Annotated in this window: 20 protein-coding genes and 1 pseudogene; 7 read left to right on the forward strand and 14 right to left on the reverse strand. The window is 42.4% G+C overall.

Annotation, left to right across the window (positions count from 1 at the left end; all coding sequences use genetic code 11):
* The 3 genes and pseudogenes from rplP0 to PHF18_RS15740 form a co-directional block, all read left to right on the forward strand.
* Positions 1–373 (forward strand): annotated as a pseudogene (gene rplP0 / locus PHF18_RS15730) (50S ribosomal protein L10); the annotation flags it as partial.
* Between the two features lie 50 nt (positions 374–423).
* On the forward strand, positions 424–732 hold the full coding sequence (gene rpl12p, locus PHF18_RS15735; RefSeq protein WP_048048125.1) for a 50S ribosomal protein P1: 309 nt from the start codon (positions 424–426) through the stop codon (positions 730–732).
* 412 nt (positions 733–1144) lie between these two features.
* Entirely contained in the window at positions 1145–2137 is a 993-nt protein-coding gene (locus PHF18_RS15740) for a radical SAM protein (protein WP_300104472.1), read from the forward strand.
* A gap of 167 nt (positions 2138–2304) precedes the next feature.
* Here PHF18_RS15740 and PHF18_RS15745 read toward each other — a convergent pair whose 3' ends face one another.
* Positions 2305–4989: an SUMF1/EgtB/PvdO family nonheme iron enzyme gene (locus PHF18_RS15745; RefSeq protein ID WP_300104474.1), complete on the reverse strand. Its 2685-nt coding sequence runs from the start codon at positions 4987–4989 to the stop codon at positions 2305–2307.
* 948 nt (positions 4990–5937) lie between these two features.
* Positions 5938–7116, reverse strand: coding sequence for an ATP-binding protein (locus tag PHF18_RS15750; RefSeq protein WP_300104476.1), 1179 nt, complete (start codon positions 7114–7116; stop codon positions 5938–5940).
* A gap of 806 nt (positions 7117–7922) precedes the next feature.
* Here PHF18_RS15750 and PHF18_RS15755 point away from each other — a divergent pair.
* On the forward strand, positions 7923–8282 hold the full coding sequence (locus tag PHF18_RS15755; protein WP_300104478.1) for a hypothetical protein: 360 nt from the start codon (positions 7923–7925) through the stop codon (positions 8280–8282).
* A gap of 130 nt (positions 8283–8412) precedes the next feature.
* On the opposite strand, the gene PHF18_RS15760 is transcribed toward PHF18_RS15755, so the two are convergent.
* Both PHF18_RS15760 and PHF18_RS15765 read right to left on the reverse strand, forming a co-directional pair.
* Positions 8413–9909, reverse strand: a complete 1497-nt coding sequence (locus PHF18_RS15760) for a HEAT repeat domain-containing protein (RefSeq protein WP_300104479.1) — start codon at positions 9907–9909, stop codon at positions 8413–8415.
* A gap of 64 nt (positions 9910–9973) precedes the next feature.
* The gene (locus PHF18_RS15765) at positions 9974–10762 is read right to left on the reverse strand and encodes an S-adenosyl-l-methionine hydroxide adenosyltransferase family protein (protein ID WP_300104480.1); all 789 of its coding nucleotides are present in this window, start codon (positions 10760–10762) and stop codon (positions 9974–9976) included.
* Positions 10763–10883: 121 nt separating this feature from the next.
* On the opposite strand from PHF18_RS15765, the gene PHF18_RS15770 reads away from it, so the two are divergent.
* The gene (locus PHF18_RS15770; protein ID WP_300104482.1) at positions 10884–11396 is read left to right on the forward strand and encodes a DUF1616 domain-containing protein; all 513 of its coding nucleotides are present in this window, start codon (positions 10884–10886) and stop codon (positions 11394–11396) included.
* A gap of 100 nt (positions 11397–11496) precedes the next feature.
* Here the strand turns inward: PHF18_RS15770 and PHF18_RS15775 are convergent, their stop codons facing one another.
* From PHF18_RS15775 to PHF18_RS15795, 5 genes are all read right to left on the reverse strand, one after another.
* The gene (locus PHF18_RS15775) at positions 11497–11919 is read right to left on the reverse strand and encodes a hypothetical protein (protein WP_300104483.1); all 423 of its coding nucleotides are present in this window, start codon (positions 11917–11919) and stop codon (positions 11497–11499) included.
* A gap of 525 nt (positions 11920–12444) precedes the next feature.
* On the reverse strand, positions 12445–12576 hold the full coding sequence (locus PHF18_RS15780; protein WP_269746366.1) for a hypothetical protein: 132 nt from the start codon (positions 12574–12576) through the stop codon (positions 12445–12447).
* A 581-nt stretch (positions 12577–13157) separates the two neighbouring features.
* Positions 13158–14201, reverse strand: coding sequence for an ABC transporter permease (locus PHF18_RS15785; RefSeq protein WP_048128104.1), 1044 nt, complete (start codon positions 14199–14201; stop codon positions 13158–13160).
* On the reverse strand, positions 14191–15048 hold the full coding sequence (locus tag PHF18_RS15790; protein WP_300104487.1) for an ABC transporter ATP-binding protein: 858 nt from the start codon (positions 15046–15048) through the stop codon (positions 14191–14193). The genes PHF18_RS15785 and PHF18_RS15790 overlap by 11 nt, the downstream gene beginning before the upstream one ends.
* 193 nt (positions 15049–15241) lie before the next feature.
* A complete protein-coding gene (locus tag PHF18_RS15795) occupies positions 15242–15712 on the reverse strand; it encodes a methylated-DNA--[protein]-cysteine S-methyltransferase (protein WP_300104489.1) in 471 nt (156 codons plus the stop codon).
* 209 nt (positions 15713–15921) lie between these two features.
* On the opposite strand from PHF18_RS15795, the gene PHF18_RS15800 reads away from it, so the two are divergent.
* Together PHF18_RS15800 and PHF18_RS15805 are read left to right on the forward strand one after the other, a co-directional pair.
* Positions 15922–16206, forward strand: a complete 285-nt coding sequence (locus tag PHF18_RS15800; RefSeq protein ID WP_048048109.1) for a nucleotidyltransferase family protein — start codon at positions 15922–15924, stop codon at positions 16204–16206.
* Positions 16199–16534: a DUF86 domain-containing protein gene (locus tag PHF18_RS15805; RefSeq protein WP_300104492.1), complete on the forward strand. Its 336-nt coding sequence runs from the start codon at positions 16199–16201 to the stop codon at positions 16532–16534. Before PHF18_RS15800 ends, PHF18_RS15805 begins: the two co-directional genes overlap by 8 nt.
* A gap of 456 nt (positions 16535–16990) precedes the next feature.
* Here the strand turns inward: PHF18_RS15805 and PHF18_RS15810 are convergent, their stop codons facing one another.
* The 5 genes from PHF18_RS15810 to PHF18_RS15830 form a co-directional block, all read right to left on the reverse strand.
* Positions 16991–19042 carry a M3 family oligoendopeptidase gene (locus PHF18_RS15810; RefSeq protein WP_300104494.1) on the reverse strand — a complete coding sequence of 684 codons (2052 nt, stop codon included), beginning with the start codon at positions 19040–19042 and terminating at the stop codon, positions 16991–16993.
* A gap of 334 nt (positions 19043–19376) precedes the next feature.
* On the reverse strand, positions 19377–21416 hold the full coding sequence (locus PHF18_RS15815; protein WP_300104495.1) for a M3 family oligoendopeptidase: 2040 nt from the start codon (positions 21414–21416) through the stop codon (positions 19377–19379).
* A 337-nt stretch (positions 21417–21753) separates the two neighbouring features.
* Positions 21754–23040: a phosphomethylpyrimidine synthase ThiC gene (thiC, locus tag PHF18_RS15820; RefSeq protein ID WP_300104497.1), complete on the reverse strand. Its 1287-nt coding sequence runs from the start codon at positions 23038–23040 to the stop codon at positions 21754–21756.
* A 396-nt stretch (positions 23041–23436) separates the two neighbouring features.
* Positions 23437–24354: an S-layer glycoprotein N-glycosyltransferase AglJ gene (gene aglJ, locus PHF18_RS15825; protein ID WP_300104498.1), complete on the reverse strand. Its 918-nt coding sequence runs from the start codon at positions 24352–24354 to the stop codon at positions 23437–23439.
* Positions 24355–24487: 133 nt separating this feature from the next.
* On the reverse strand, positions 24488–25039 hold the full coding sequence (locus tag PHF18_RS15830; protein WP_300104500.1) for a TATA-box-binding protein: 552 nt from the start codon (positions 25037–25039) through the stop codon (positions 24488–24490).
* Between the last annotated feature and the right edge of the window lie 128 nt (positions 25040–25167).

A 25167-nucleotide genomic window follows, 5' to 3' on the forward strand; every position in this document is an offset into this window, starting at 1 on the left:
TCAGAACGCTTTCAATCTCTCAGTCAACACTGCATACCCGACAAGCGCAACAATCGGCACCCTGCTGGCAAAAGCCTATGCAGAATCAAAGAACCTTGGTGTCAATGCTGTTATCCTTGAACCGGGAGTCATGGACGCCCTGCTGGCAAAAGCACATGTCCAGATGACCTCTGTTGCATCCAAAGCTGCAGATAAGGACGCAAATGCTGTGGATGAAAATCTGAGGGAAGTTCTCGGAGCAGCCGCAAGCGCAGCCGCAGCAGTAGCTCCGGCAGCAGCAGCAGAAGTAAAGAAGGAAGAAGAACCTGAAGAGGAAGAAGATGACCACTCCGAAGAAGATGGAATGGCCGGACTCGGTGCCCTTTTTGGATAAACAGATTTACGATTTACAATTTACGATAATAAAAAATTAGGTGATCAACGATGGAATACATATATGCAGCTCTCTTATTGCACAACGCAGGTAAAGCAATTTCCGAAGAAGCAATCACTGCCGTTCTTCAGGCAGCTGGTGTCGAAGTAAACGAAGCCAGGGCAAAAGCCCTTGTCGCAGCCCTTGACGGCGTGGACATCGAAGAAGCAATCGCAAAGGCCGCATTCGCAGCCCCCGCCGCAGCAGCTCCAGCCGCAGCAGCAGCCCCTGCAGCAGCAGAAGCTGCTGTTGAGGAAGAAGAGGAAGAAGACACCTCCGAAGAAGATGGAATGGCCGGTCTCGGCGCCCTCTTCGGGTGATTTCAATACTCATAGCTCGCCCTCAGGGCGGGCATTCTTTTTTTGGTTTTGCAAACTTTATAATTATTTTTAGTGTTTTTTAAAATAACCGTTTTGAAAACCAGAATTCATATTTCTAATAAATGACCCCTTATTTCAGATTTGTTAAAGTTAACTGCTTCCCGTTTAGATATTCAATGCTCAGTTATTTTTAAAGGTTACTTCTCCGAGCTGTTTTTCCATACTAACTTTCGAGATTATGCTTCTGACCAATAAGAGATTATTTTCTTGTTTTCTCTGAAACATTTTTATCTCTTTAGCTCCCCAGCTATTCAGCTCTCTTACAAAAAAGTTATAATAAAAAAGCTCATGGATAGAGCAAATTAATCTTGAATGGAAAAACTGCTGTTGTTAAAAACAGAAAGAGATCTATATGTCCCGATTTGACCCCTTCCTTGCTTCAAAAGCCCTCTGGCAGATAAGGATTAAAAAGCGCCCTTTTGTCCTCTCTCACGGCGTAAATGCCAGCTGCAATATGCGCTGCAAGTTCTGCGAATACTGGAAAGAGACCGGACAAGAACCCGCAAGAGATGAGGTTTTCAGGCTGCTCGATGATGCAAAAAAATTCGGGATCGGAGTTTACAATGCCTGGACGACCGAACCCCTTCTCAGAAAGGACCTGCCCCTGATAATGGCTCACGCAAAGGAACTCGGGATGGTCACATCCATGGTCACAAACGGAAAGCTGCTCTACGAAAGAGTAGAAGAACTTGAAGATGTGGATTACCTTTCGGTTTCAGTAGACGGGATTAAGAGCTATAAAGAAATCCGGAAGCTGGATTTTGAAACCCTGCTGAAAGGCTTGAGAAAGGCTATTGAGGTCCGGAAACACCAGAAACAGAAAAATCCAATCCTGCTAAACTGCGTACTCACAGGAAAAAATCTGGATGACATTGAAACCCTGATTTTGCTTGCAAAAAAACTGGGCGTAAAAATTTCATTTGAGCCTGTACACGAGTTTCCCGGAATCAGCGAAGAGATCTGGAGCGAAATAGGAATCCGCGACAAAGAAAAATTCCGCAGCACGGTTGACCGCATAATTGAGATGAAGATACAGGGTTACCCCATTATTAACTCCAAAACCTACCTTAAAATGGTAAGGGATGAAAAAATGGATTATAAATGCAGGGCAAGCAGCGTTATCATCAATGTCACGCATGACGGGACTGCCGAGACCTGCCGTGTGCAGCGCGAGCCCCTCGGAAACGTTATGAAGGACGGGTTTGAAAAGGTCTGGGAAGATTCTGCAAAGCACAGGAAAGAAATTGTGCAGAATTGCGAAGGCTGCCTCTTTTTCGGGTATACGGAAAATAGCCTGATGCAGGAGTTTAACCCGGAAGTTTTGATGTGTTATGAGTGGATGTGAAAGCTGAAGTTGAAATGCCGAAGGATAATTATTTCAAACGACCGCTAAAAAACATCGATGACTGAACAAACACGACTAATTTTTAAATATAGAATATTCAACATTTTAGATCCGGCAGCTTCGCACGCTTTGGGCCTTCGGGCTTAAAGTGGTAAAGTCAAAAGTTATTACAATTCCCTCAGAAGACGAAAGCCAACGTTGTTGCGGCGGTCGCCAGGGAGGCACCAGAGGCGGTCAGCCGATCGGCAACCCCTAGAGTCGTTGATCCAGCTACCGCCCCTGATCACACGGTTGGGACTATTTCCCTTTTCCCAAACACTACCATCAGAAGGAGCACCCTCGTAATTATCATGCCATCTGTCCTGAACCCATTCCCAGACATTCCCATGCATATCGTAAAGACCCCATGGGTTCTGTTTCTTCTGGCCAACTGGATGAATTTTATCACCTGAATTTTTATTGCACCAACCATAATCCACAAGTTTAGATTCATCACTATGAAAAGAGTCCCCAGTTGTTGTTTCGTCGCTGTCAAACGAATACCTAGTAGCTGTTCCGGCACGACACGCATACTCCCATTCAGCTTCGGAGGGCAGACGGTACTTATTAGCGCCTCCCACATTATTTAATTCCTTGATAAACTCCTGAACATCATCCAAGGAAACAGATTCTACAGGCAGGTTATCACCTTTAGAATCCGAAGGATTATTACCCATTAAAGCAATCCACTGTTTCTGAGTAACCGGGTATTTACCAAGGTAGAAAGGGGTTTTAATCGTTACCTTATGAATAGGGATTTCATCATCAAATCTACTTACTTCATCATCGTGAGACCCCATCATGAACTCACCCGCATGGATCAAAACAAATTCCATGTTTCTTATAACATCATATGACGAAACAGAAGACGTGACTTCAGGTGAAATATCCAATAATTTGCTAAAATCAAGACCTGAAAGGGTATATTCGGCTTCCTTAGAAGTATTACCTCCTTCCAAACCGTACCTCAATAGCATCATCAACTTTTCTTTTACCACCCACTTCTCCAAGTTTTGGTCTTCTTCCGGCTTTTTGATTTCTTTTTCCGAGCCCAACGCGTGTTTTTGTAACCGTTTAATAAGTGTTATGTCTAAACTCAAATCATAAATAATATCAGGCCACTTTATGCTTATTGCTACAAATTTTGCAAGTTTTTTACAGTTCCACATCTGTTTGGGATCTTTACCCTCATCATAAGAAAAAAGACCAATTCTTTTTCCTATAGTTTTCTGAAAACGAAACTGATTAAAGAAACGCTTAATCTGGCGAGGATTATTATCCAAAGCAGGAGAAACCATTTTCAGAATCAGTTTTAACGTTTTAGACTCTTCTACACAATCTTTATCGTTCTGGATTTCCTGCTTACTTGACTCTGTTCCAAAAGTATTTTGGTCGTCGGTTCCTATTTTTTGTATTTGATTTTCGTTCTGCGAGGATTTACTGTTTTCTTCAGCAGATTTATTAGGGGTAAAATCTTCAGATATACTTGATTTATCCACAGGTTCAGATGTATTTAAAGGAGTTCCATTTTCATTGGTTGATATTAAAAGTTCTAAAAAATCAGTTGGACTAGGCACTTTAAACGGAAGTTGGATGAATTTTTCAAGAAAGTTAGAACCGTATTCAAGTATTTCCATACCCAGGTAGTCGAGAACTTTTTCATATTTAGCCGCGAGCCCTGCAGAGATAATTTTTCTATCCATTCCTATGAAAAAATAAACTTTGGAGTCCTTGGAGTCCTTGGAGTCCTTGGAGTCCCCAGAAACCAGGAGGTTAATTGCCTGCATCAGTTCCGCTGCCTTTGGAATTTCGGTACGGTCAAGATCATCAATAAAAACATAAACTTTCGAATTTCCAACATATGATTTAATTATTTCATTAAAATCAGAATAAAAATGCTCTCGGAAAGGAAGACGTTCCTTATAATTAGTATTTGATTCAAGTTTTTTCAGACCAAAAGGATCTGTAAGGAGATCTGTGAGCGGCTCTTTACTGAAAAAGTGGTTTATAACGACTATAAAAGAAGTTAAAAGTGTAATAATACCCGAAAATTCTTCGATTTTTTCTGGACTCAATAAGGGTATTCTTAAACCATTTGATGGACTTATTCCAAAAAATTTCAAAATATAGCTAATTACTAAAAATAAGAATAAGAAAATAATTATGAAAGAAATTGTTCTCAATAAAAGATAAGTAAGAATAACTGGCCTGTAATTAAATTTAATACGATATCTTCGCCAAATTAAATTAAGTTGTGAAATTATTTTATAGTGCCAAGGAAGTTCTTTTGATAAATCTTCTATACATTTAAGTGCAAACGAAGCCCACAGTTCCTCTTCTTTTTCATATCTCCAAGCATTGAACCATACTGTAAAGTATTTTTTTCTTTTTATGTTTAAAAAGATTTTTGAAAAAGTGTATTTAAATATTGTTCTTAATTTATTTGTGTATGAGTACGGATTCTGTGGCTTATCTTCATTAACTTTATTTGATCCACGTTTAAGAGAATCAATAAGCGACCTTACTTTATCAGGAATGATTTCTTTGATACGTAAGAAATGATCCTTAATGAACTTATCTATACTTATTTCAGAAATATTTCTATTTCTAATATTTTTTTTCAATTGTTTCATGAAAGAAGATTTACCGCACCCCCATTGCCCCTCAATAGAAATAGTAATTGGAGGGTGCGTACCTTCGTCTGTAAGAAATTCTGCAATAGCCTCGACGTAAGTACTGAATCCAAGTTTATCTTTATCCGTCGAAACGTCATTTAAACATTCAAACGAAGATTTTGACTTATCGTCTGCCAAAGGAATTTAGCTCCATTATTAGCCTAATTTCATAGAGAGTCAGGAATAAATTTCATAGGAAACGAATTTTTAGGTCGTCCACTATTACACGATTGATGTTTTAAAATTCCTATATGTGAGTATATGTATCATACTCTAAGCAATTAGTTTTTTAAATTTTTTTGATCACCTGCCTTTATTTATAGATAAATAAATCTAAACTTTGACCATTATTAGGTATATGTAGACAGGACATAAATAAAATGGATAGAATAAAAGTTCCATAAATATGGTTTTACTATTTTCTCCAAAATTCCTTATTTGTCGATAATATTTGATAATAAGACCTATTTTGTAAAAAAATTGTTTAAAATAGCTTAAAGTTTATTTAATGAAATTTTATGTCACGAAATTCATTTAAAGAGATTATTATTCACATAATAACGAAAAAAACTCGATTTTAAGTTTCAACACATAATAAATAGTAATATTTTTATGAAGTGTGTAGAGAAAGATAATATTAAATGCTAATTATTTAAATAGATATAATATTAATTAAGTTCTCATCGTTTGATTCCATATCCAGCTGCATTTAGCGGTGCTATTTTAAAGATATTAGATGTAATTTTTTAGTAAATCAAACTGCGTGCGGCCACCCCAACCTAAACAGGCTGTCCGACAATTATTGGTAGTAATAAAAAAGTGCTAAAAAGAAAGCAAATAAGACCTTTAAATCAAAAAAGAAGGAATTCATTTATTACTGAAGGTAATTGTCGGACAGCCTGTAAAGGACAGGGTATTCGTGACCCTCTGCACTCCCGTAGTAATAAAAATCAGGGTAACCGGAATACCAGATCAAATGTGTCTTGTCACGTTTGAGAAGAAAACGGCTTTTCCGGGATGAAATGCAAAATTTCACGGCAGTTCGCTTTCATTACTGCCAGATGATAAAAAATTGATAGAATTTACTCATTCCGGGACCTGTCCCAGGATGTTCCTTTTAATCCAGAGCCTGAACACGTTATCTGTTATTTCATAAAGACCCACTTCCGGTTTGTTGACCGTCATTGTGCTGTAGAGGTCCCGCATGGAGGTGGTAAGGGAGGAGGCAGGTGTGTCCAGATCCTGAGCTATCTGGCTCAGACGCCTTTGCTTTTCGGCTGAGAGGTATTTAAGGATCTTTTTTTGCTGCTCACTGAATTTTTCCATGTAGCGGGCCTCGTATTCACTGTCAAATTCGTCGAGCATTGCGGAAAAAGCCAGATCTACGTCTTCAGAACTGACCCGGTTCTTTTCTTCGAGGAAGGCATCCTGGTAGAGCAGGAAGCCGAGTTTCTGGAAATAAAAGGGGAAGCCTCCGGTCAGCTCGTGAATTTTTTCAAGAGCCTGTTCCGAGATTTCGATCTGCCTTGTTGCGAGCCGGCTCCGGATGTATTTTTTAACATCGTCTTCATTTATAGGTTTGAGTTCGGTTCTGGCGGACATGAGGTAGAGGGGGGAATCGGGCTTTAAGAAAATCTCATGCAAAAGGGATATGGAAGAACCTGAGAAAATGTACCTGACCTCCGGATGCCTGTCCATCCGGCTTTTCAGCGTATTGAAGATGCTGCCGTTGAACCGGCTGAGTTCCTGGAACTCGTCAAAAGCTATCAATACAGGCTCTTTTTTTTCTTGAGAGAAGCTTTCAATAAACTCAAACGTTTCCGCTATCAGGTCTTCTCCTTTCAGTTCATTGTCCCGGAACCTGAGGTAAACCTTCCCCACATGTTCTATGCTGCCCCCTATTTCTGCGAGAGCCCCGTAAGCTGCCGTAATTTTATCCCTGAAAATTCCGGAAAACTTCCGGGCAAGCCCCCTTATCCTGTGTTTTTCCTCATAGGCTTCAACCAGGGCCTGAGCCGTTACCCCGAAAAAATCGGCAAGACCTGTCATTTCCCGGCAGTTGACCGGGACAAAGATGACCTCTTTTTCCACTGCAGCTTTGAGGTTTCCGAGCAGGGAAGTTTTTCCGATTCTGCGCGGACCTATGATCACATTGTTCTGGGCCTGTTCCAGAATGTCCAGTGTCAGCTTTTTAATCTCCCGCTCCCTTCCGATAAAGTACGGAGGCTCCACTTCCCCTCCAACCACAAACACCTTTTCAGCCATATAATGTAGTTAGATTTGACGATATTTAAATTTAACTAATAATTTAGTAGTTGATTTTGACTAATGGACATGAGGTACAATTGAAGACTGAGAATAGAATGTAGCAAGAAAAAACACAAAAAGCAAAACACGAAACAAAAACAAAATAAGGGCTTTGTAAAAACCGCTACCGCCTTCGAGACCTCAGCATTATTAGCATTTAGCACTACCAGAGGCAGCGGTTCGAATTCTCTTTGTCCGGTAATTCCTGGCGTTGTTGTTCCAGCTGCCTCGACGTAAGGTTGGAATCCGAGTGAATCTTCTCCTGCTGCAGTGTCACGCCATATACAGTAAGACCCTAATTTCGACTTCTCGCCTGCCAAAAGAATTTAGCCCCACCTTTAGTTCAATTTTCGGAACACGGTTCCGCGCAAATTTATTCGGAGAATAAGTTTTTTAAGCAATGTATTCTGGAGAATGTCAACGTTATTCAATCGTTTACTGGCAAGCGGTATAAATATTTGTTGAAATTTCCATATGACCATACGGAGTGTAAATTGATATTTACACCCTCTCCACCTTCACACGGCACTCTTTTTGATTTCTGTGCGAAGGAATTTTGCGCATTGGAAATTATGAGTGGTTCTGAGCACTCGTTAAATTTGACGGAATTTTTACCGTTAATTTTAACTAATGGGCACTCACCCCGAAGGTTAGAAAGCATCCAAATATTCAAATCGGGGCAAGGATTCCGGAACTAAAAAAAATATCTAATATACTCGAATGAAGAATATAGTTCAGTATAGTTTAAATTGTAAAATAAAAATATGGAAGTGAGCAGGATAGACGGAATAATGGAAGGTTCTGGAATGGGAGGAGATTCATATCTCTTCATTCTAACCTGGATTATCATAATTGTGGGTGCCATTGTGATGATCAAGTTGCTTTTACAGAAAGACAAGCCACAGGAAGAAGAGCCGCAGGAAGAAGAGCCGCAGGAAGAAGAGCCGCAGGAAAAAGAGCTACAGGAAGAAGAGCTACAGGAAGAAGAGCTACAGGAAGAAGAACCACAGAAAGAAGAACCACAGAAAGAAGAAAGGTCTGAGCTTGAGCTTGCAAAGGTAAGGTATGAGAAGAGCGAAATTACTGAAGAAGAATTTGAAGAAATAAAGAAGCGCCTGTCTTGAAAGAAAAAATATTGAGTTTAAGGTTCATGAGTATCAGATTCATGAGTGTCAGTTCATAAAAGTATCAGTTCACGTAAGGTTCAGAGTATCAGGGAAGTCCTGCAATTTCCACCTGAGACACTCACAGATCTTACCTGAAATCTGAACCATCTTTTATTATTCCAAGGGCTCCGGCTGCAACTCTCCTGACCTCAGGGTCCATATCATTTAATTTTGTGAGGAGGGCTTCGATTGCCCTTTTATCTCCGCTTTTTCCGAGGGAGTATGCGGCACCCTTTCTTACCCAGGGATTATCGTCATCCAGCATTTTGATAAGCGGGCTTACAACCTGCGGGGCTCTGAGATTTCCTAGTGCGTATACGGCAGTAATCCTGAGCTCGGGGTCGGTTTCTTCAAGCATTCCGATGAGAGGCTCAACCGCACGTTTGTCTCCGCTTTTCCCCAGAGCATATACGGAAGCGTTTCTTACTTCCGGGCTGAGGTCAGCCAGCTTTTTGACCAGGTAGGGGACAGCGCGCTCGTCCCCCAGGTTTCCAAGGGCTTCAGCAGCATGCTTTCGAATCTCGGGAGACGGGTCATTCAATCTGGGGAGAATGACATCAAGGGCTTTTTTATCCCCGATTTTTCCAAGAGCGATCAGGACATACTTTTGAAGTTCTGCGGGAGTGCCGCCTATCTGAATGTCGTCCAGTTTTTTGAGCAGGTCATCTACAGCATTCCGGCTTTTTAGGTCTCCCAGAGCTTCGACTGCAGCGATCCTGACCTCAAGGACTTTATCGTCCAGCCTTCTGACAAGAGGTTCAACTGCCCTTTCATCTCCGAGCCTGGCAAGCGCCCGGACAGTATGCAGCCTGAATTTAGGATCTTTAGCTTCAAGCTTTTCAACAAGCACATCGACGGTTTTTTCGCCTCCTACCCGACCGAGAGCCTCAACTGCAGCTTCCCTGACCCGGGAGTTTTTATCTGCCAGTTTTCTTAAGAGCGCATCTGCTACCTGTTCATCCCCCAGCCGGCCCAGAAGCTGAGCCGCAACCAGCCGGACCTCCGGTTTTTCGTCTTCAAGGGCCTGGATGCAGAACTCCGTATCCCCGGCACTGAGCTCCATCTGCCCTGAAGAGCCCCAACCCTCAAGCTCCCGGAGGAGATTCGAGAGGTGGGCAAATTTCTCGGAAGAAGTTTTTAACCCGGAAACTTCACTTAACATTTCAAGGGACAGATAAACGATGGCGACGAGGGATGCTACTAATGAAAGTAGAGAAGTAAAAAGCATGAGCTTTATCTTCACTTCCGAAGGAGAATATAAGCTGAAAATGATAAGTACCAGCCCATTGAGATATATGCTCCCTGCAGCCGTGTAGGACACAATTTTCAGAGGAGGCTTTAACCGGTTTGCAATCGAATGGATGCTGTCCTGGTTCCTCTGAAGGGACAGGGCAAAAATAGCAATAAATACAGCATATACTGCAGCTATAGACTGCATAACCGCAGAAGGCACCCAGAAGTAATTATTCATACTGTCGGTACCGGTTCCGGGACCATTTCCGGAAAGAGCGGCATAGCTCAGAATAACCAGAATAGAAAAGAAAAAAAATTCCAGTTTGTACGTTTTTACGTCAGTTAATTTCATACTTCAGGGGCAGTTTGTATTATGAATATTATATAAATATTCGCCCGCCTGAGGGAGAGGCTACTTATAAAATTTTAATTGCAACAGGGTCTCCCCCCTTCAGCCCGAACTGCAGTTCGGCACTTCCCTGGTTTACAGCAATTTCCAGAAAACCGTGGCTGCCGATAAGAGCAAGCGCCTCTTTCTTCCCGGCAAGGCCGTAGGTCTGGACAAAAGGGACTTTGCGGCCGTTTACCTCTACCTTCGAACCAAAAGTGCAGAACCTCAGAACAGCATCTTCCGGGATATTCGTTATCACATTTCCAAAACTGTCCGCAAAAACAACTTTTCCCATAAGAAAAGGCCCGTCAACTCCAAAATATCCGAAATCGAGGTCCACGAAATCCGAAACTTTCTGCCCGACCTCTTCAATCGGGAGGCCTTTTGAGAGGTGGGCCCCCACAGGCGCAAAGATGTCCCTGCCGTGGAAGCTTGCCGAGATCCCCGAGTTCAGCATCAAATCCCCGTTTGTAACCTCATAGACTTCCATCTCCCCCAGCCGGCGAGCGGCAGGGATCAGGAGCCCGTTGTCGGGGCCCACGAAAAACTGCTTACTTCCAGCAGTCCCTGCTTTTACGGCAAGGGCGCGCCTGGAAGTCCCGACCCCGGGATCAACAACGCCGATATGCACGGTTTTTTCCGGAAAATAAGGGACAAGGGAGTAAAGGGCAAAAGCCCCTTCCCGGATTCCCGCCTGTCGGATTGAATGGGTTACATCAACAATCTGTACATCGGGGGTAATACCCAGGATAACAGCTTTCATGGCAGCGGGGTAGAGGTCTCCAAAATCGGTGGTCAGGGAAATTATGGGCATGAATATTATTCGGCTTTTTTGATATTTTACACTATGGTGGATTGAGAAATAATATTAAGATGTGAGAAGATACAGTCCAACATTGGGAAATATATAAGTAAATAAAAGAAGCGTGGAGAATATGAAACATACAAAAATATTATTCATACCGATTCTCATAAGCCTGGCTCTTCTTGCATCCGGGTGCGAAGAAAAAATGAATGCTGAACTGATGGCGGAATCTTTACAGGATCCTTTTACCGAATTCTATATTCTCGGGCCCGAAGGGAAAGCTGACAACTATCCAACAGATTACGTACTTGGGGAGAACGGGACCGTAATAGTGGGAATTGTAAACCATGAGCAGAAACCCGTCAATTATACAATGGAAATTAAACTTGAAAACACGGCTCTGCCTTTACCCCCTGATCAGCAGTATATAAGCCTCGGGGACAACGAGACCTGGGAAAAAGCAGTAACCATAACCCCTCCCTTTGAGGGAACGAATATGATACTTGCATTTTCTCTCTACAACGAGGACGAGAAAGAAGTACTTGAAGAGGATATCCGCCTGCCTTATAGAGACCTTAATCTACGGATAAATGTAGCGCAAAATACCTCAGATAACGGTTCAACTCCGTTAACGGCAATATAAATAACTGAGCTGAGATTCAGCACTGGACCCTGTCTTTCTCAAAAAAATGAAGTAATTAAATCGCGAAATCGAGATATGAAAAATAGAAAAGTTCCCTGTTTCAGCGAGACTTCAACGCACAGGGCCCTGTTGCACATTTTCCGCAGGCAAACTGATTAAGCTCGGGAAAAGCCCGAGCATTTTCCTTAAGCTGTCTGTAACATTTTTCCTTATCAAAACCTCTAATACTGAGAGCGGAAACAGGGCACCTGTCCACACAGACAAGGCATTTTTCTCCCTTTTTGTAGCGGCAAAACTCCTCGGTCGGGCGGGGGGTAGGAGGGATATCGGCAGAGATCAGCAGAGTGCCGAAGCGGCCTGCACACCCGGCTTTCGTGATAAGCATGTGGTGGACGCCGAAAGTGCCCAGGCCCGCAGCATAGGCGGCACTCTTGTGGGACCAGACAACATCGAAACCGGATTTATCATGGTCAAAAACCATCAGAGGAGCAACTGCCTTTACCCCATCTTTCGCCAGCTCCACAGTGAGTTTTTCATTTATTTCCCTGATCAGGCTGTCAGTTTCACGAAAAAATAAGGCCGGATGCTTTTGACTTTAGTCATAAGAGGAATGCCGTCAATTTTCTGGCATTCCTTTCGTGTTTGGATTTCTCCACTCTGCTTTGGAAACGAATTTCCTCCGCAGGTAACGTACTTTCGTATCTCCTCTCGCCAATGTTGGATATGCTTGTTATGTGTAACACACCGCCCCTACCTCTCAGGACTTTTAATGTTACACGATAGAGCTACAAACTGAGGAAGCATTCGCAGGTATCATGACATTTCCAACGTAGTCAATTAAGACTAAGGCTGGTCAACCGGGGCACTATTACATGCCTGCCACTTTAGTGACGGGGAGTTGACTTTTAGCCTGAATCCATTCCTTTACCGGGCCCGGAGATTTCCAGTTCAGTTCCACAAATTCCTTTTCAAAAGGAAGGAAAAAGGACACCACGATTTTTGCTTCAGGGAAGATCTCTTTTGGGTGCAGGTGGTGAGAACCGATAATTTATTTAATTTCATTGAATATAGGGTCGTCGGCTGAAGCATAGCCGAAAAGAGGTTCACGATATCGAGTTTCAGTGCCAGTACTTGCGACGGCTGCTTTGATAATGTTCTCAATCTTGTCTTTGAACTCCATACTGGTTCCCCCTGCAAATTTATCTTTCCAAGAAGTATTAAAGCCTTAGTTCCGCATTTTTAAGCGCATAAATGTCACCTGATACCGGCTCATGCGCTTAAACTTAAGCGCATCAGATGCGATGTAAATTATCTAAACCGCAATCATCTGACCTCACCGATTTGTGGAAAAGCATATATGCGCCTAAAAAGGCGGAAGTTAGGTTAAAATAGATATAAAATCATAATAAAATGGGGACTTATAGTGATAATAGGGACTTCTGAAATAATGGTTACTCTTATGGTAATATTCGATCTTATAGTCGCATTGCTGTTTTTGAAAACAGTTTATAAATGCATGCTAAATAAGTAAATTCAAAACAAAATCACCCTTCACAGGCTGTCTAAAAAGTAAACTTGATTCTACAATTGGGGTAAAATATATTACAATGAGGTTAATTCGGATCTAAATTTCGGAAAAATGCCCTGTCTGAATTTAAAGTCGACATTGCCCATAATCCAATTGTAGAAATGGTTTGAGTTTTGAGACAGCCTGTTCAGTCAAGTTTTACAAAAGCATTCCTGCAAAACCCGATCAAAAGTTCATATATAACTTTTCTTCTTGAGAACATGAGCTGTCAGCACATACACAGCAATATTAAATATAACAAGGACTCCAAGCTCAGGATACAAATCGGAGATTCCAGAATTATTCAACATGGCACCTTTTATGCCGTTAAACATGTAGGTACTCGGTACGAGATATGAGATATACCCGATTTCTCGGGATAAATCAGCCAGCAGGGCCGGTAAAATAAGGGGAGCCATGCAAACAGTAGAAAGCAGAGATGCCGAAGAATAATTGTCGGTATAGCTGGCAATCAGAAGCCCGAGACCTGTGAACGCTGTAGAACCGAGGACGATGAAAAACAAGACCGTCAGGAAATTACCAACGAAACCCCCATTAATAAAAATTATAACCAGAGATATGAATATTGTCAGGAATAAACCAAAAAAGGACTTGCCGTAAATCACATCTTTTTCCGAAGCCGGTGACACAAGTATTGCATCAAGAGTTTTTTTCTCTTTTTCGGTAGTCAGCGTATTGGGCAAAACCATCATTCCAACAAATATTACCGTAAACATAACCCATATCGGGATGTTAAACCGGGACTGTAAGCCTGCAGGGAGCGTATTTAATGAAATGTGTACCGGATAATCCTGCCCTGCAAAACCCATAATTACGTCTTTGTAAGTTTGTAAAAATACAACCGATTTTTCATCATAAGGGTTGACCGTAATATTAAGAAAAGGAGTGAAACCATTTTCAAGATCGGCACTGAAGCCTTCCGGAACAAGCACAATAGCCGCAACTTTTTCAGTGTAAAGCAATTCTTCGGATTTACCGGCAGAGCCTGTAATGATTATGTCATAACTGTCTGTAGAGCGGAGATATTCAACAAAATCGGCACTGGATCCCCCGTCATACACGGCAATGGGGACTATAATGTTATCAGTCAAGGAGACCGTAGTGTTAAAAAGGATTGACAAAAAAACCGGAGTTAGTAATATTATCAATATGTTTTTACTTTTAACCGATGATATTAAGTCCTTCCTGAAAATAGCCAGTACAACATTAAGATTCATCTGTCAACCTCTCCCCGGTCAGTTTTATAAAAACGTCTTCAATTGTAGCCTCTTTTGAATGTACAAGGAATATTTGATTATCATCCGAGAGTTTTTTAAACATATCACTGCTTGCTTTCGTATTCAGTGGCGATTCGTAAATATCCCCTGTCACGGCCTCGATCCTGAGAACATCTTCCCCATACTTTTTTTTCAAATTTCCAGGTGTGTCAATAGCTATTATAGAGCCTTTATGTATGATAGCCAAATAGTCACATAAAAAGTCCGCTTCCTCCAAATTATGTGTTGTAATGAGGATTGTTTTACCCCGACTTTTAAGATCAAGAATCATTTGCCTGATTTCCCTTGCCGAATGAGGATCTAATCCACTCCCGGGCTCATCCAAAAACAAAATATCGGGATCGTTGATTAAGGCCCTAGCAATCATTATCTTCTGTTTCATACCTTTTGAAAGAGTCTTTATTTTGTCTTTCTGATGCGTTTCCATGCCTACGGACTGCAGTACTTCACTTATTTTGTCTTTCGGAGAGCTGTAAAGGCGGCGGAAAAAATTGAGGTTTTCATACACCGATAGCTCTTCGTACAGGTTCTGGGACTCAAAAACGACGCCAATTTTCCTTTTTATTTCTGCCGAATCGGCCAGGACATTGAAACCACCAACGTATGCATTACCTGAAGTAGGAGGAGATTGACAGGTGAGAACCTTAATAGTAGTGGATTTTCCGGCCCCGTTTGGACCTAAAAGTCCAAAAATCGTCCCTTTTTGAATATTGAAAGAGATATTTTTCACAGCTTCAAAATCGCCATATTTTTTAGACAGATTTTCAACAACTATTGCTTTGTCCATTATATCACCGGTTATACCAAGGCATTGAAACACATAACCTTCGTTCTGTCTACTAATTCAGCAATTTTCTGAATTTACAAAAGATTGCAAAACGTATAGGAACTTCATATAAATCAAATATAGGTAAAATTAGACACTTAATGTTATTAATATGTTCTTTTTTAGCATTTAGTAATATTTTTAACAAAATTTATCAGTAACCACATTCAAGCCTTAATAAAAACTCTTTTACATCCAGTCCGCTTGCATAGCCGGTAAGTTTCCCGTTTGTTCCGATGACCCTGTGGCAGGGCACGATTATAGAAATGGGATTCCTGTTATTTGCAAGCCCCACAGCCCTATATGCCTTCGGCTTTCCAACAGATATTGCGATCTCTTTGTAAGTTCGGGTTTCCCCGTAAGGAATTTCACATAAAGCTCTCCAGACAGATTTATGGAATTCGGTACCTTCAGGGGCCAGCTTCACTTCAAAAGCCTTGAGTTGCCCTGCAAAATAAGCTTCAAGCTGCCTGGAAATTTCGCTGAAAAAATCCTCATTTTCCACCCAGTCATCCGGAACTTCGATTTTCTTTTTGCCCTTCCGTATGTTCAGATATTTCAGCCCTTCTTCATCTCCTGCAAGGAGTAGGGGACCGATTGGGGATTCGAATGTTGTATAATACATTGTTTTCTCTCCTCGTTTTTCCATAAATATTCCTTATTTCCCAGGGTATTTTGTATCTTTCAGCAAAAAATCTGGTGGTTATTTCCTGCTTATTAGCAGATGACAGTTAGTTATCAGATAATGAAAAGTCCAAATGTTATGAGATTAGAATCAGTAAAACCCAATGCGAGATGCAACAAAAATATAACCTTTGGAACCAACTAATAACTATGGACGTTCTTCAAATACTGAAAGAACATGAAATTTTGATTAAAGAAAAATTCGGGGTTAAACGGATAGGCATATTCGGATCTTTTGTTAGAGGGGAAGAAAAAGCCGGAAGTGATATTGACGTACTTGTAGAATTTGATGAAACAAAAACCACTTTTGATAATTATATGGACCTTAAATTCTATCTTGAAGACCTTTTCAAAAGGGAAGTTGACCTGGTTATCGAATCCTCAATCAAGCCCCGGCTAAAAGACAACATCATGAGAGAAGTAGTATATGCCTGAAGATTATACTGTTTTTATCGAAGACATTCTTGTTTCCATTAAAAAGATTCAAGCGTATGTCGAAAACCTTTCGTTTGAAGAATTTTCTCATAATGAAATGCGGATTGATGCCGTCTTGCGCAATCTTGAGATAATAGGAGAGGCTGCAGGCCGTATTCCACCTGATGTAAGGGAAAAATATCCGGACATTGAATGGAGAAAAATTGTAGGTTTGAGAAATGTTCTGATCCATGACTATTCAGGAGTGAATCTCAAAATAGTCTGGGATATTATAGAGAATAAGCTTAATCCATTGAAAACCGAGCTCTTAAAAGTGGATCTTTCCTGAACTGGCAAATACACGAAAGTTCGCCGTCTTCAAAAAGTTGAACACCTCTCGCCAATAAAAATTCGTTTGCCCGCTTAAGCGTAGCGAAACGGGCTCCGTGCTGCTGCAAGTACATCACGACTCTTTGAAAATTGATTATATGATGTGATTCCGACACGGAATTCGGGTGCCAGAAGTCGCAGTGTTTACGGATGAATTTTTTGCTTCGTAATAGGCTAAGAATCATTTTTTCTGGAGAATGCCGGTCGTGCAGGCACGACCGGTGAGAGCGCAGGGTAGTGCAAAAAGCCGAAAAAATACATTTCGAGTGGCAGAATTAAGCGGAAAAGAAAAGAATTTGGAGGGAGAGGACAATTAAATGTCCTCGAACACCCTATGATTTTTAATTCATTGAGCCTTCCAACTGATCAACTTCCGATCATCGACTTCCGATCATCAACTTCCGATCGATCATTCTCACACCGGAACCTTCCAGGAAGAACCCGAATAGACGTTCAGGCTTTCTGCGGCAGACTCAAATTTCGGCCTATTCCTATCCTTTTCCAGCTCTTCTAGCTGCTGGATTCTCAACTCCACGACGTCCATTGCGTCTTCAAAGAGCTGCCTGTTGATTTCGATCCCGAAGTATTTTTTCAGTTTGTCTTCGGGGGGCAGCGTTGAGCCTGCAGAGAGGTAGGCTATGTAGTTTTCATTAAAGGTTTCCGGTTCCTCCCTGTACTGCTTGAAGAGGGCGAGAGTTATTGCTCTCGAAACTGCATAGTTGAAGGTGTAGTAGTTATTTGTCAGGTAAATGTGGTTGATGTAAGTCCATTCCGCAGAATCTTCAGCGCGATATCCCACTGAGTCACTCCTGTATTCCTTAAAGAGTGTGGTCCAGAGGGCATTGAGTTCTGCTCCACTTGCATTCCCGTTTTCAGCGCAGAGCTGATGGGCCTGATGTTCGAATTCCGTAACCATGGGCTGGAAAGAGAAATAGTTCTGGTACTCCCCTACATGCTGGGAGAGCACTGCAACAGCAGTATCACGATCGGAGTTTTCGACCACATAATCGACAAAGAGCTCTTCACTGAAAGTAGATGGAACCTCCATTTCGTAGACCGGAACACCACAGTAGAAGTAATCCACGGACTGACCCATAAGGTAGAAATGAATCCCGTGCCCCAGTTCATGTGTGAGGTCCTTCTGGTCCGAGATCAGACCGTTATAGTTCATGAAAATCATGGATGGGGCCTGCAGGGCGCAAAGGTCAGTGCAGTAGCCACCTGGCTGTTTTCCATTTTCAGGGTCAGGGTAGACATCTATGAAGTTCCCTGTAGCCATCTCCAGAAAGATATCGTTAAAACGGGGGTCCATTCCGGCATATGACTTCTGGATGCTTTTCAGAGCATCCACATAAGTATACTCTTCTCCCGGTTCTTCAGTTAACTCTAGCGAGAGGTCATAGGGTTTCAGGGTTTCAAGCCCAAGTTTTGTTTTCCTGAAATCGTTATAGCCTTCGAATATATCTTTTCGTTCCTTGAAGACAGAATTCATCTCATCAACCTGAGAATCAGTCAAATAAAGACGGTAAAGGCAGGCTTCATAAGAGTCAGTATATTTCAACTCCTTTGCGGCAAGGTCGTCAAGCCTGGATTTTTCAGAATAGAGAGCAGCCATCGAATCCGATTCGTCAATCAGGTGGTAAAACCTCAGATCATAGCATTTTTCCCTGTTGACCCTGCTGGGGTCCGTTGAAAGCAGAGTAGAGTAAGACTGGGAGTTGACTGAATACTCTCCCCCGTTCTTGAGGGTTATATTCCCCGCCCTTGTGACGTTATTTGTAATCTTAGAAAATGCCTCTGTCTGGAGTTTCATGCGCTGGTTTCCAAGATCTGCAAGGTATGCGACCTGGGCCTCGTCCTCTGGCCTGTGTTCTGCAAACCTGATATAGGCAGCTTCTAAATAGGGTCGGTATTCTTCAAGTCCGGGCTCCTCGGAAAAGAGCTGCTCCCATTCTTCTGTTGAAAGTGAGGTAAGTTTTACAGTGGCAAATGCAACGGCTTTCCCATGTTCCGTAAACAGGTCCTGGGTGTCCGCAAGAAGAGATGAAAAGAACTGGTCATTTACGTTTTTGCTGAGCCCTGTATATGCATAAACATACAGGACACGAAAAGACCTTGAAAGATCCTTTCCGGTTTCAATGTAGTCCAGCAAGGCAGCCCCCGAAAGCTCCTCGAATTCCGGGCGGAAGGTCTCGCTGATCTCCACAGACCTCTGCTTCAACTCCTCGAGATCTTTTAAGGCATCTTCCCTGCTGCTGAAGAGATAGGAATCGTCCCATTCCGTCGTAACCTCATCGGAATTAAGCTCTTCAAATGTATATTCAGCGCTCGTGATTTCAGAAGAATTCTCTGCCTTTGCAGAAACTCCAGATATCGAGAGAACCGTAAAAAACAGTAGTATTCCAAGAGTGATAAGCCCTTTAAGTGTTCCAAGAACAATGAGCTCTTTAGTTGACTTTTGTCTCATAAAACCTCTACCCCTGATAGATCTAAAACATTAGGCGCTCTGACGGATTTTATATTCGCAAGATAACTTTCCAACGTTTTGAGAAATTATAGGAAAACAACTTTTGATATTCTTAAAACGAAGATGTAAAAATCTATCGAAATTAAACTGTCAGGAGCGAAAAACCACAAAAAGTATGAAAAAAACGCCTGGAATAAAAGGAGAAATTATTGAAAAAGGAAAAGAGTCATTGAAAAAGAAAAAAAGTTGAAGGCAGAGGATACTCAGATGTCCTCTAACGCCCCAAAGTTTCTAATTCATTGAGCCTTCCGGTTGATTATTTTCCCGGGGACGCCTACCAGAAAGAACCAGAATAGAGGTTCAGGCTTTCTGCTGCAGACTCGAATTTCGGCTCTTTCAACCCTTTGTCAAGTACCTCAAGCTGCCGAATTCTTAACTCCACGACGTCCATAGCATCTTCAAAGAGCTGCCTGTTGATTTCAATCCCGAAGTATTTTTTCAGTTTTTCTTCGGGAGTTAGCGTTGTGCCGGCTGAAAGGTAAGCTATGTAGTTTTCATTAAAGGTCTCCGGGTCTTCCTTATACTGCTTGAAAAGAGCGAGGGTTATTGCTTTCGAAACCGCGTAGTTGAAGGTGTAGTAGTTATTTGTCAGGTAAATGTGATTGATGTAAGTCCATGTCGCAGAGTCTTCGGCATAGTATTCGATGGAATCGCTCCCATATTCCTTAAAGAGTGTGGTCCAGAGGGCATTGAGTTCTGCCCCACTGGCATTCCCGTTTTCAGCGCAGAGCTGGTGGGCCTGATGTTCGAATTCCGTGATCATGGGCTGGAAAGAGAAATAGTTCTGGTACTCCCCTACATGCTGGGAGAGCACTGCAACAGCAGTATCACGATCGGAGTTTTCGACCACATAATCGACAAAGAGTTCTTCGTTGAAAGTGGATGGAACCTCCATTTCGTAGACCGGAACAACGCAGTATAGGTAATTTACGGAGTTACCCATCAGATAGAAATGAATCCCGTGCCCCAGTTCATGCGTGAGGGTCTTCTGGTCCGAAATCAGGCCGTTATAATTCATGAAAATCAGGGCTGGGGCCTGCAGGGCACAGAGTTCGTAACAGTAACCTCCGGGCTGCTTCCCATTTTCGGGATCAGGGTACACATCTATGAAATTCCCTGTAGCCATCTCCAGAAAGATATCGTTAAAACGAGGGTCCATTCCGGCATAGGACTTCTGGACGCCTTTCAGAGCATCCACATAAGTATACTCTTCTCCCGGTTCTTCAGTTAACTCCAGCGAGAGGTCATAGGGTTTCAGGGTTTCAAGCCCGAGTTTTGTTTTCCTGAAATCGTTATAGCCTTCGAATATATCTTTTCGTTCCTTGAAGACAGAATTCATCTCATCAACCTGAGAATCAGTCAGATAAAGGTCATACAGGCAGGCTTCATAAGAGTCATTATAGTTCAACTCCTTTGCGACAAGGTCGTCAAGCCTGGATTTTTCAGAATATAGGGCCGCCATAGAGTCCGATTCATCAATCAGGTGGTAAAACCTCAGATCATAGCATTTTTCCCTGTTGACCCTGCTTGGGTCCGTTGAAAGCAGAGTATAGTAAGACTGGGAGTTGACTGAATATTCTTCCCCATTCTCAAGGGTTATATTCCCTGCCCTTGTGACGTTATTCGTAATCTGTGAAAATGCCTCTGTCTGGAGTTTCATGCGCTGGTTTCCGAGATCTGCAAGGTATGCAGCCTGTCCTTCATCTTCTGACCTGTGCTCTGCAAACCTGATATAGACAGCTTCGAAATATGGTCGGTACTCTTCAAGTCCTGGCTCCTCGGAAAAGAGCTGCTCCCATTCCTCACTTGGGAGTGAAGTCAGTTTTATCGTGGCAAATGAGGTGGATTTCCCGTGTTCAGTAGTCAGGTCCTGAGCGTTCGCAAGAAGGGATGAAAAGAACTGATCATTTACGTTTTTACTTAGCCCTGTGTATGCATAAATATACAGAACATCAAAAGACCTTGAAAACTCCTTTTCGGTTTCAATATAGTCCAGCAAGGAAGCCCCCGAAAGCTCCTCGAATTCCGGGCGGAAGGTCTCGCTGATCTCCACAGACCTCTGTTTCAGCCTCTCAAGCTCTTCCTGAGCATCTTCCCTGCTGCTGAAGAGATATGATTCGTTCCATTCTGTCGTAACCTCATCGGAATTAAGCTCTTCAAATGTGTACTCCTCATTTAGGATTTCAGAAGAATTCACTACCTCCACATAAGCACTGCATTCTGAAAAAACTGCAAAAAACAGTAATATTCCGATAGTTATGAGCCCTTTTATTATTCCGAGAGCAATGAGCCCTTTAACTGATTTTCGTCTCATATAAACCTCAACCCTTGCCAGAATCTCAAAATATTCATCCACATTTAGGGAGAAGACTTCCCAACACTTTAATAAATTAGAGAAAAATAACTTTTGACATTTTTGAGATAATGATGTAAAAATCTATCGATTTAAATTGCTCGAAAAACAAAAAACTGAAGTTGTAAAAAGTATGAAAAATGCCTGAATAAAAGGAGAAATTATTGAAAAAGAAAAAAGTATTGAAAACAAAAAAATAAAAATGCCTGCGTGAGAGCAACACCACGAAAAAGCGGTTTAAAAAAGGTGAGATAAGTAAAGCCCGAAGGCCTTACTCATATAATTTACCAGTACCTGCTTATTTTGCGAGGTTGTAGTTCTGGTTGACGATTTTCAGGGCGCAGTAGTTTCCACACATTGTGCATGCGTCGGTGTCTTCGGGTGCCCTTTCGTTCCTGATTTTCCTTGCGTGTTCGGGGTCAAGAGCAAGCGAGTACATCTTTTCCCAGTCGAGGTCTCTTCTGGCACGGCCCATGTCAAGGTCCCACTGTCTTGCTCTTTCGGGGTACTTGACCATGTCTCCGATGTGAGCTGCAATCCTGGAGGTCTTGACTCCGGTTATCACGTCTTCGAGGTTCGGGAGAGCAAGGTGCTCTGCAGGGGTCACGTAGCAGAGGAAGTCACAGCCGTAGGAGGCAGCGAGGGATGCGCCGATTGCGGTTACGATGTGGTCGTAGCCGGGGGCGATGTCGGTTGCGAGAGGACCAAGCATATAGAAAGGCTTGTGACCGCTCATTTCCTTCATGATCTTAACGTTGGTCTCGATCTGGTCGAGGGGGATGTGACCTGGGCCTTCGATAATGACCTGCAGGCCTGCATCGTGGGCTTTCTGACCGAGTTCGGTGTTGATGATCAATTCCTGGATCTGGGCGCGGTCGGTTGCATCGTGGATTGCTCCTGCGCGCATTCCGTTTCCGGTTGAGAGGACTACTTCGTGTTCCTTGAGGATCTCAACAAGGTAGTCAAAGTTAGCGTAAAGAGGGTTTTCTTTTTCGTTGTGCATCATCCAGGCACTCATGAAGGCGCCACCACGGGAGCAGAGACCGCCGTACCTGCCGTGGGCTTTGAGCCTGTCAAGAGTAATGTTGTTGACACCGGTGTGGATTGCCATGAAGTTGGTTCCGAGCTTTGCCTGGGCTTCGGTTGCATTGAAGAGCTCGTCTTCAGTCATGTGCACGATTGAACCGTACTTCCTTGCGGCTTCAATGAAACCCTGGTAGAGAGGCACTGAACCGACTGAAAGTGAAATGCTGTCAATGACTCTTTTCCTGATCCCGAGGAAGTCTCCGCCAGTCCCAAGCTCCATGAGGGTGTCGGCTCCTGCTTTTTCGGCAGCCATTGCCTTTTGGACTTCCATGTCCACATCCATGATGTCTGAGGATACACCAATGGAGGCATTGACTTTGGTCCTGAGCCCTTCTCCAAGTCCGCAGAGCTTAACGTCCCTGTAGGGGGAAGTGGGGATGACGATTCTTCCGGCTGCGATCCCGCGGCGGATGAATTCAGGGTCAAGGCCTTCTTCCTTTGCAACAATCTTCATCTCTTCAGTGATAGTTCCATTTTTGGCATCTTCCACGATTGTCATATTTAGTACCTCAAGTTTTCATTATTATGTGAGAGTATCATGCAAAATTAAGATATAAGTAAAGGGATTGTGAGTTAGATCATAAAAGGAAAGTAATTATATTTAACATTATTTACAAAATCAACTTTAATTTTAATCAATTTTACTTTACTTGGACGTCTATAGATGTCGAAAAATTACAGAATATAATTAAATTAAGTTTATTATATAAAGAGGATAAAGTTCTTTGGTGTAATAGACAAGTAAAGTTGAGTTCGGAGAGGATTAATTAAGATAACTTTAAAAAAGGGAATGAAGAAGGAGATAAAAAAAGGACCCGGAGAAATAATAAACACAGGAAAATCCTGCATAATGCTTAAAAAATGTGCAGCAACCAGAAAACACAGATATTTCTTATTATTTTCTCTGCTTATTTTTCTCCTGGATTAAACTGACTGTTTGCCTGTGGAGAGTTACTATAAGGTCACTGATCATCCCGAAGATAAACATCTGAAGACCGAATATAATAAGCAGTGTCGTGAGAATAGAAAGAGGGATTCGGGTGATTCCCTGGAACCACTGGGCTACCACAAAAGTTCCCGTAAACAGACCTAACAGAATAAAGGAAAACCCTATAATCCCAAAATAAAACATAGGGTTATGCACTTTTGCAAGCCTGTAAATGGTAGATCCGATTCTTATTCCGTCTTTTATAGGGTTTAGCTTGGTTGCGCCTTTTTCACTTCGGGGGAGGTAAGTAATCGGGACTTCTTCAACCCTCTGTGTTTTAAGGATGCATTCCACAGAGATTTCGGTTTCGATTTCAAAGCCGGTCTTGTTAAGTTCAAGTTCCCTCACACTCTCGAGAGTAAACGCACGGTAACCTGAGAGAATGTCTGTTAACTGTACCCCGTAAGCAAGGTCAAAAAACATGTTAATCAGGCGGTTGCCCACAAGGTTAAGCTTTGTAAAAGCCCCGGGAGAATAATTTTCCAGCCGACTACCTATAACATGATCGACTTTTCCTTCCAGAATGGGCTCAAGGAGAGAGGTAGCTTCTCTTGCAAGATATGTCCCATCTCCATCAACCATTAATACATAGGGGCTCTCTATAACTTCGAAAGCCTGGATCACTGCCTGACCTTTACCTTTTCCGGTCTGCAAGACAACTCTTGCGCCTTCTGCCTCTGCAACCTGCGCTGTCCCGTCCCTGCTGTTTCCATCGATTACCAGAATGTTGGAAAACCCTTCTTTCTTGAAATCATTAATGAGTTCCCCTATCGTTGCAACTTCGTTAAGGGTAGGAATGAGGATGCAAACATCTGCATTATTCACGTTTCACACATATCCTTTGCCGGAGCCTCTACGCGCATCGCAGAATCCATTTTTATATTGAATATTCTATCCATGTCCTTTCAACAGGAAGCAGATTAAAATAGATACAATAAATTAAAAAATAAGAGGGTTCTTATAAAAGCCCCATGTTGTCGAGCTGTTGACGGACTACTTCTACACCCCTCTCACAGTCTTCAGGGGATTTCCCGCCTGTAACTACCAGTTTTCCGGAACTGAAGATAAGGACAACTACCTTGGGCACATCGATCCTGTACACAAGACCCGGAAACTGCTCGGGTTCGTATTCGATATTCTCAAGCCCAAGTCCGATTGCAATTGCATTGAGGTTAAGGATAGTGTGCAGGTCTGCTGAGGCAACTATATTCTGGACAGTAATCTGCGGGTTTTCTATTGTCGGAATCCCTATACCGTTCAGCTTTTTTGCCATATTGCCAATAACTGTGTGCACGTCTTTAACGTTTTTTGCTCCTGTGCAGACAACCTTTCCGGAAGTAAAGACCAGGAAAGCAGCTTTTGGGTCCAAAACCCTGTAGACGAGCCCCGGAAACTTCTGCTTGTTGTACTCAGCGCCTTCGAACTCGGCTTCGATCACAATTAAATCAAACGCCTCAGCGAGTTTGGTGGATGCGACCACATTTTCAATTTTAATACTAGATTCGCTCATTAGTCAACCCTCAGTATATAAAGCAAAAGTAATAGCCTCTAACCAGTATATATAGCTATAGTTAAATGCCTCGCATACTATATAAATACTATATATATAGGATATAAATAAAACAGAAAAGCTTAAAT

Origin of the sequence: Methanosarcina sp. (assembly GCF_028693135.1) — an archaeon.
Lineage (GTDB): Archaea > Halobacteriota > Methanosarcinia > Methanosarcinales > Methanosarcinaceae > Methanosarcina.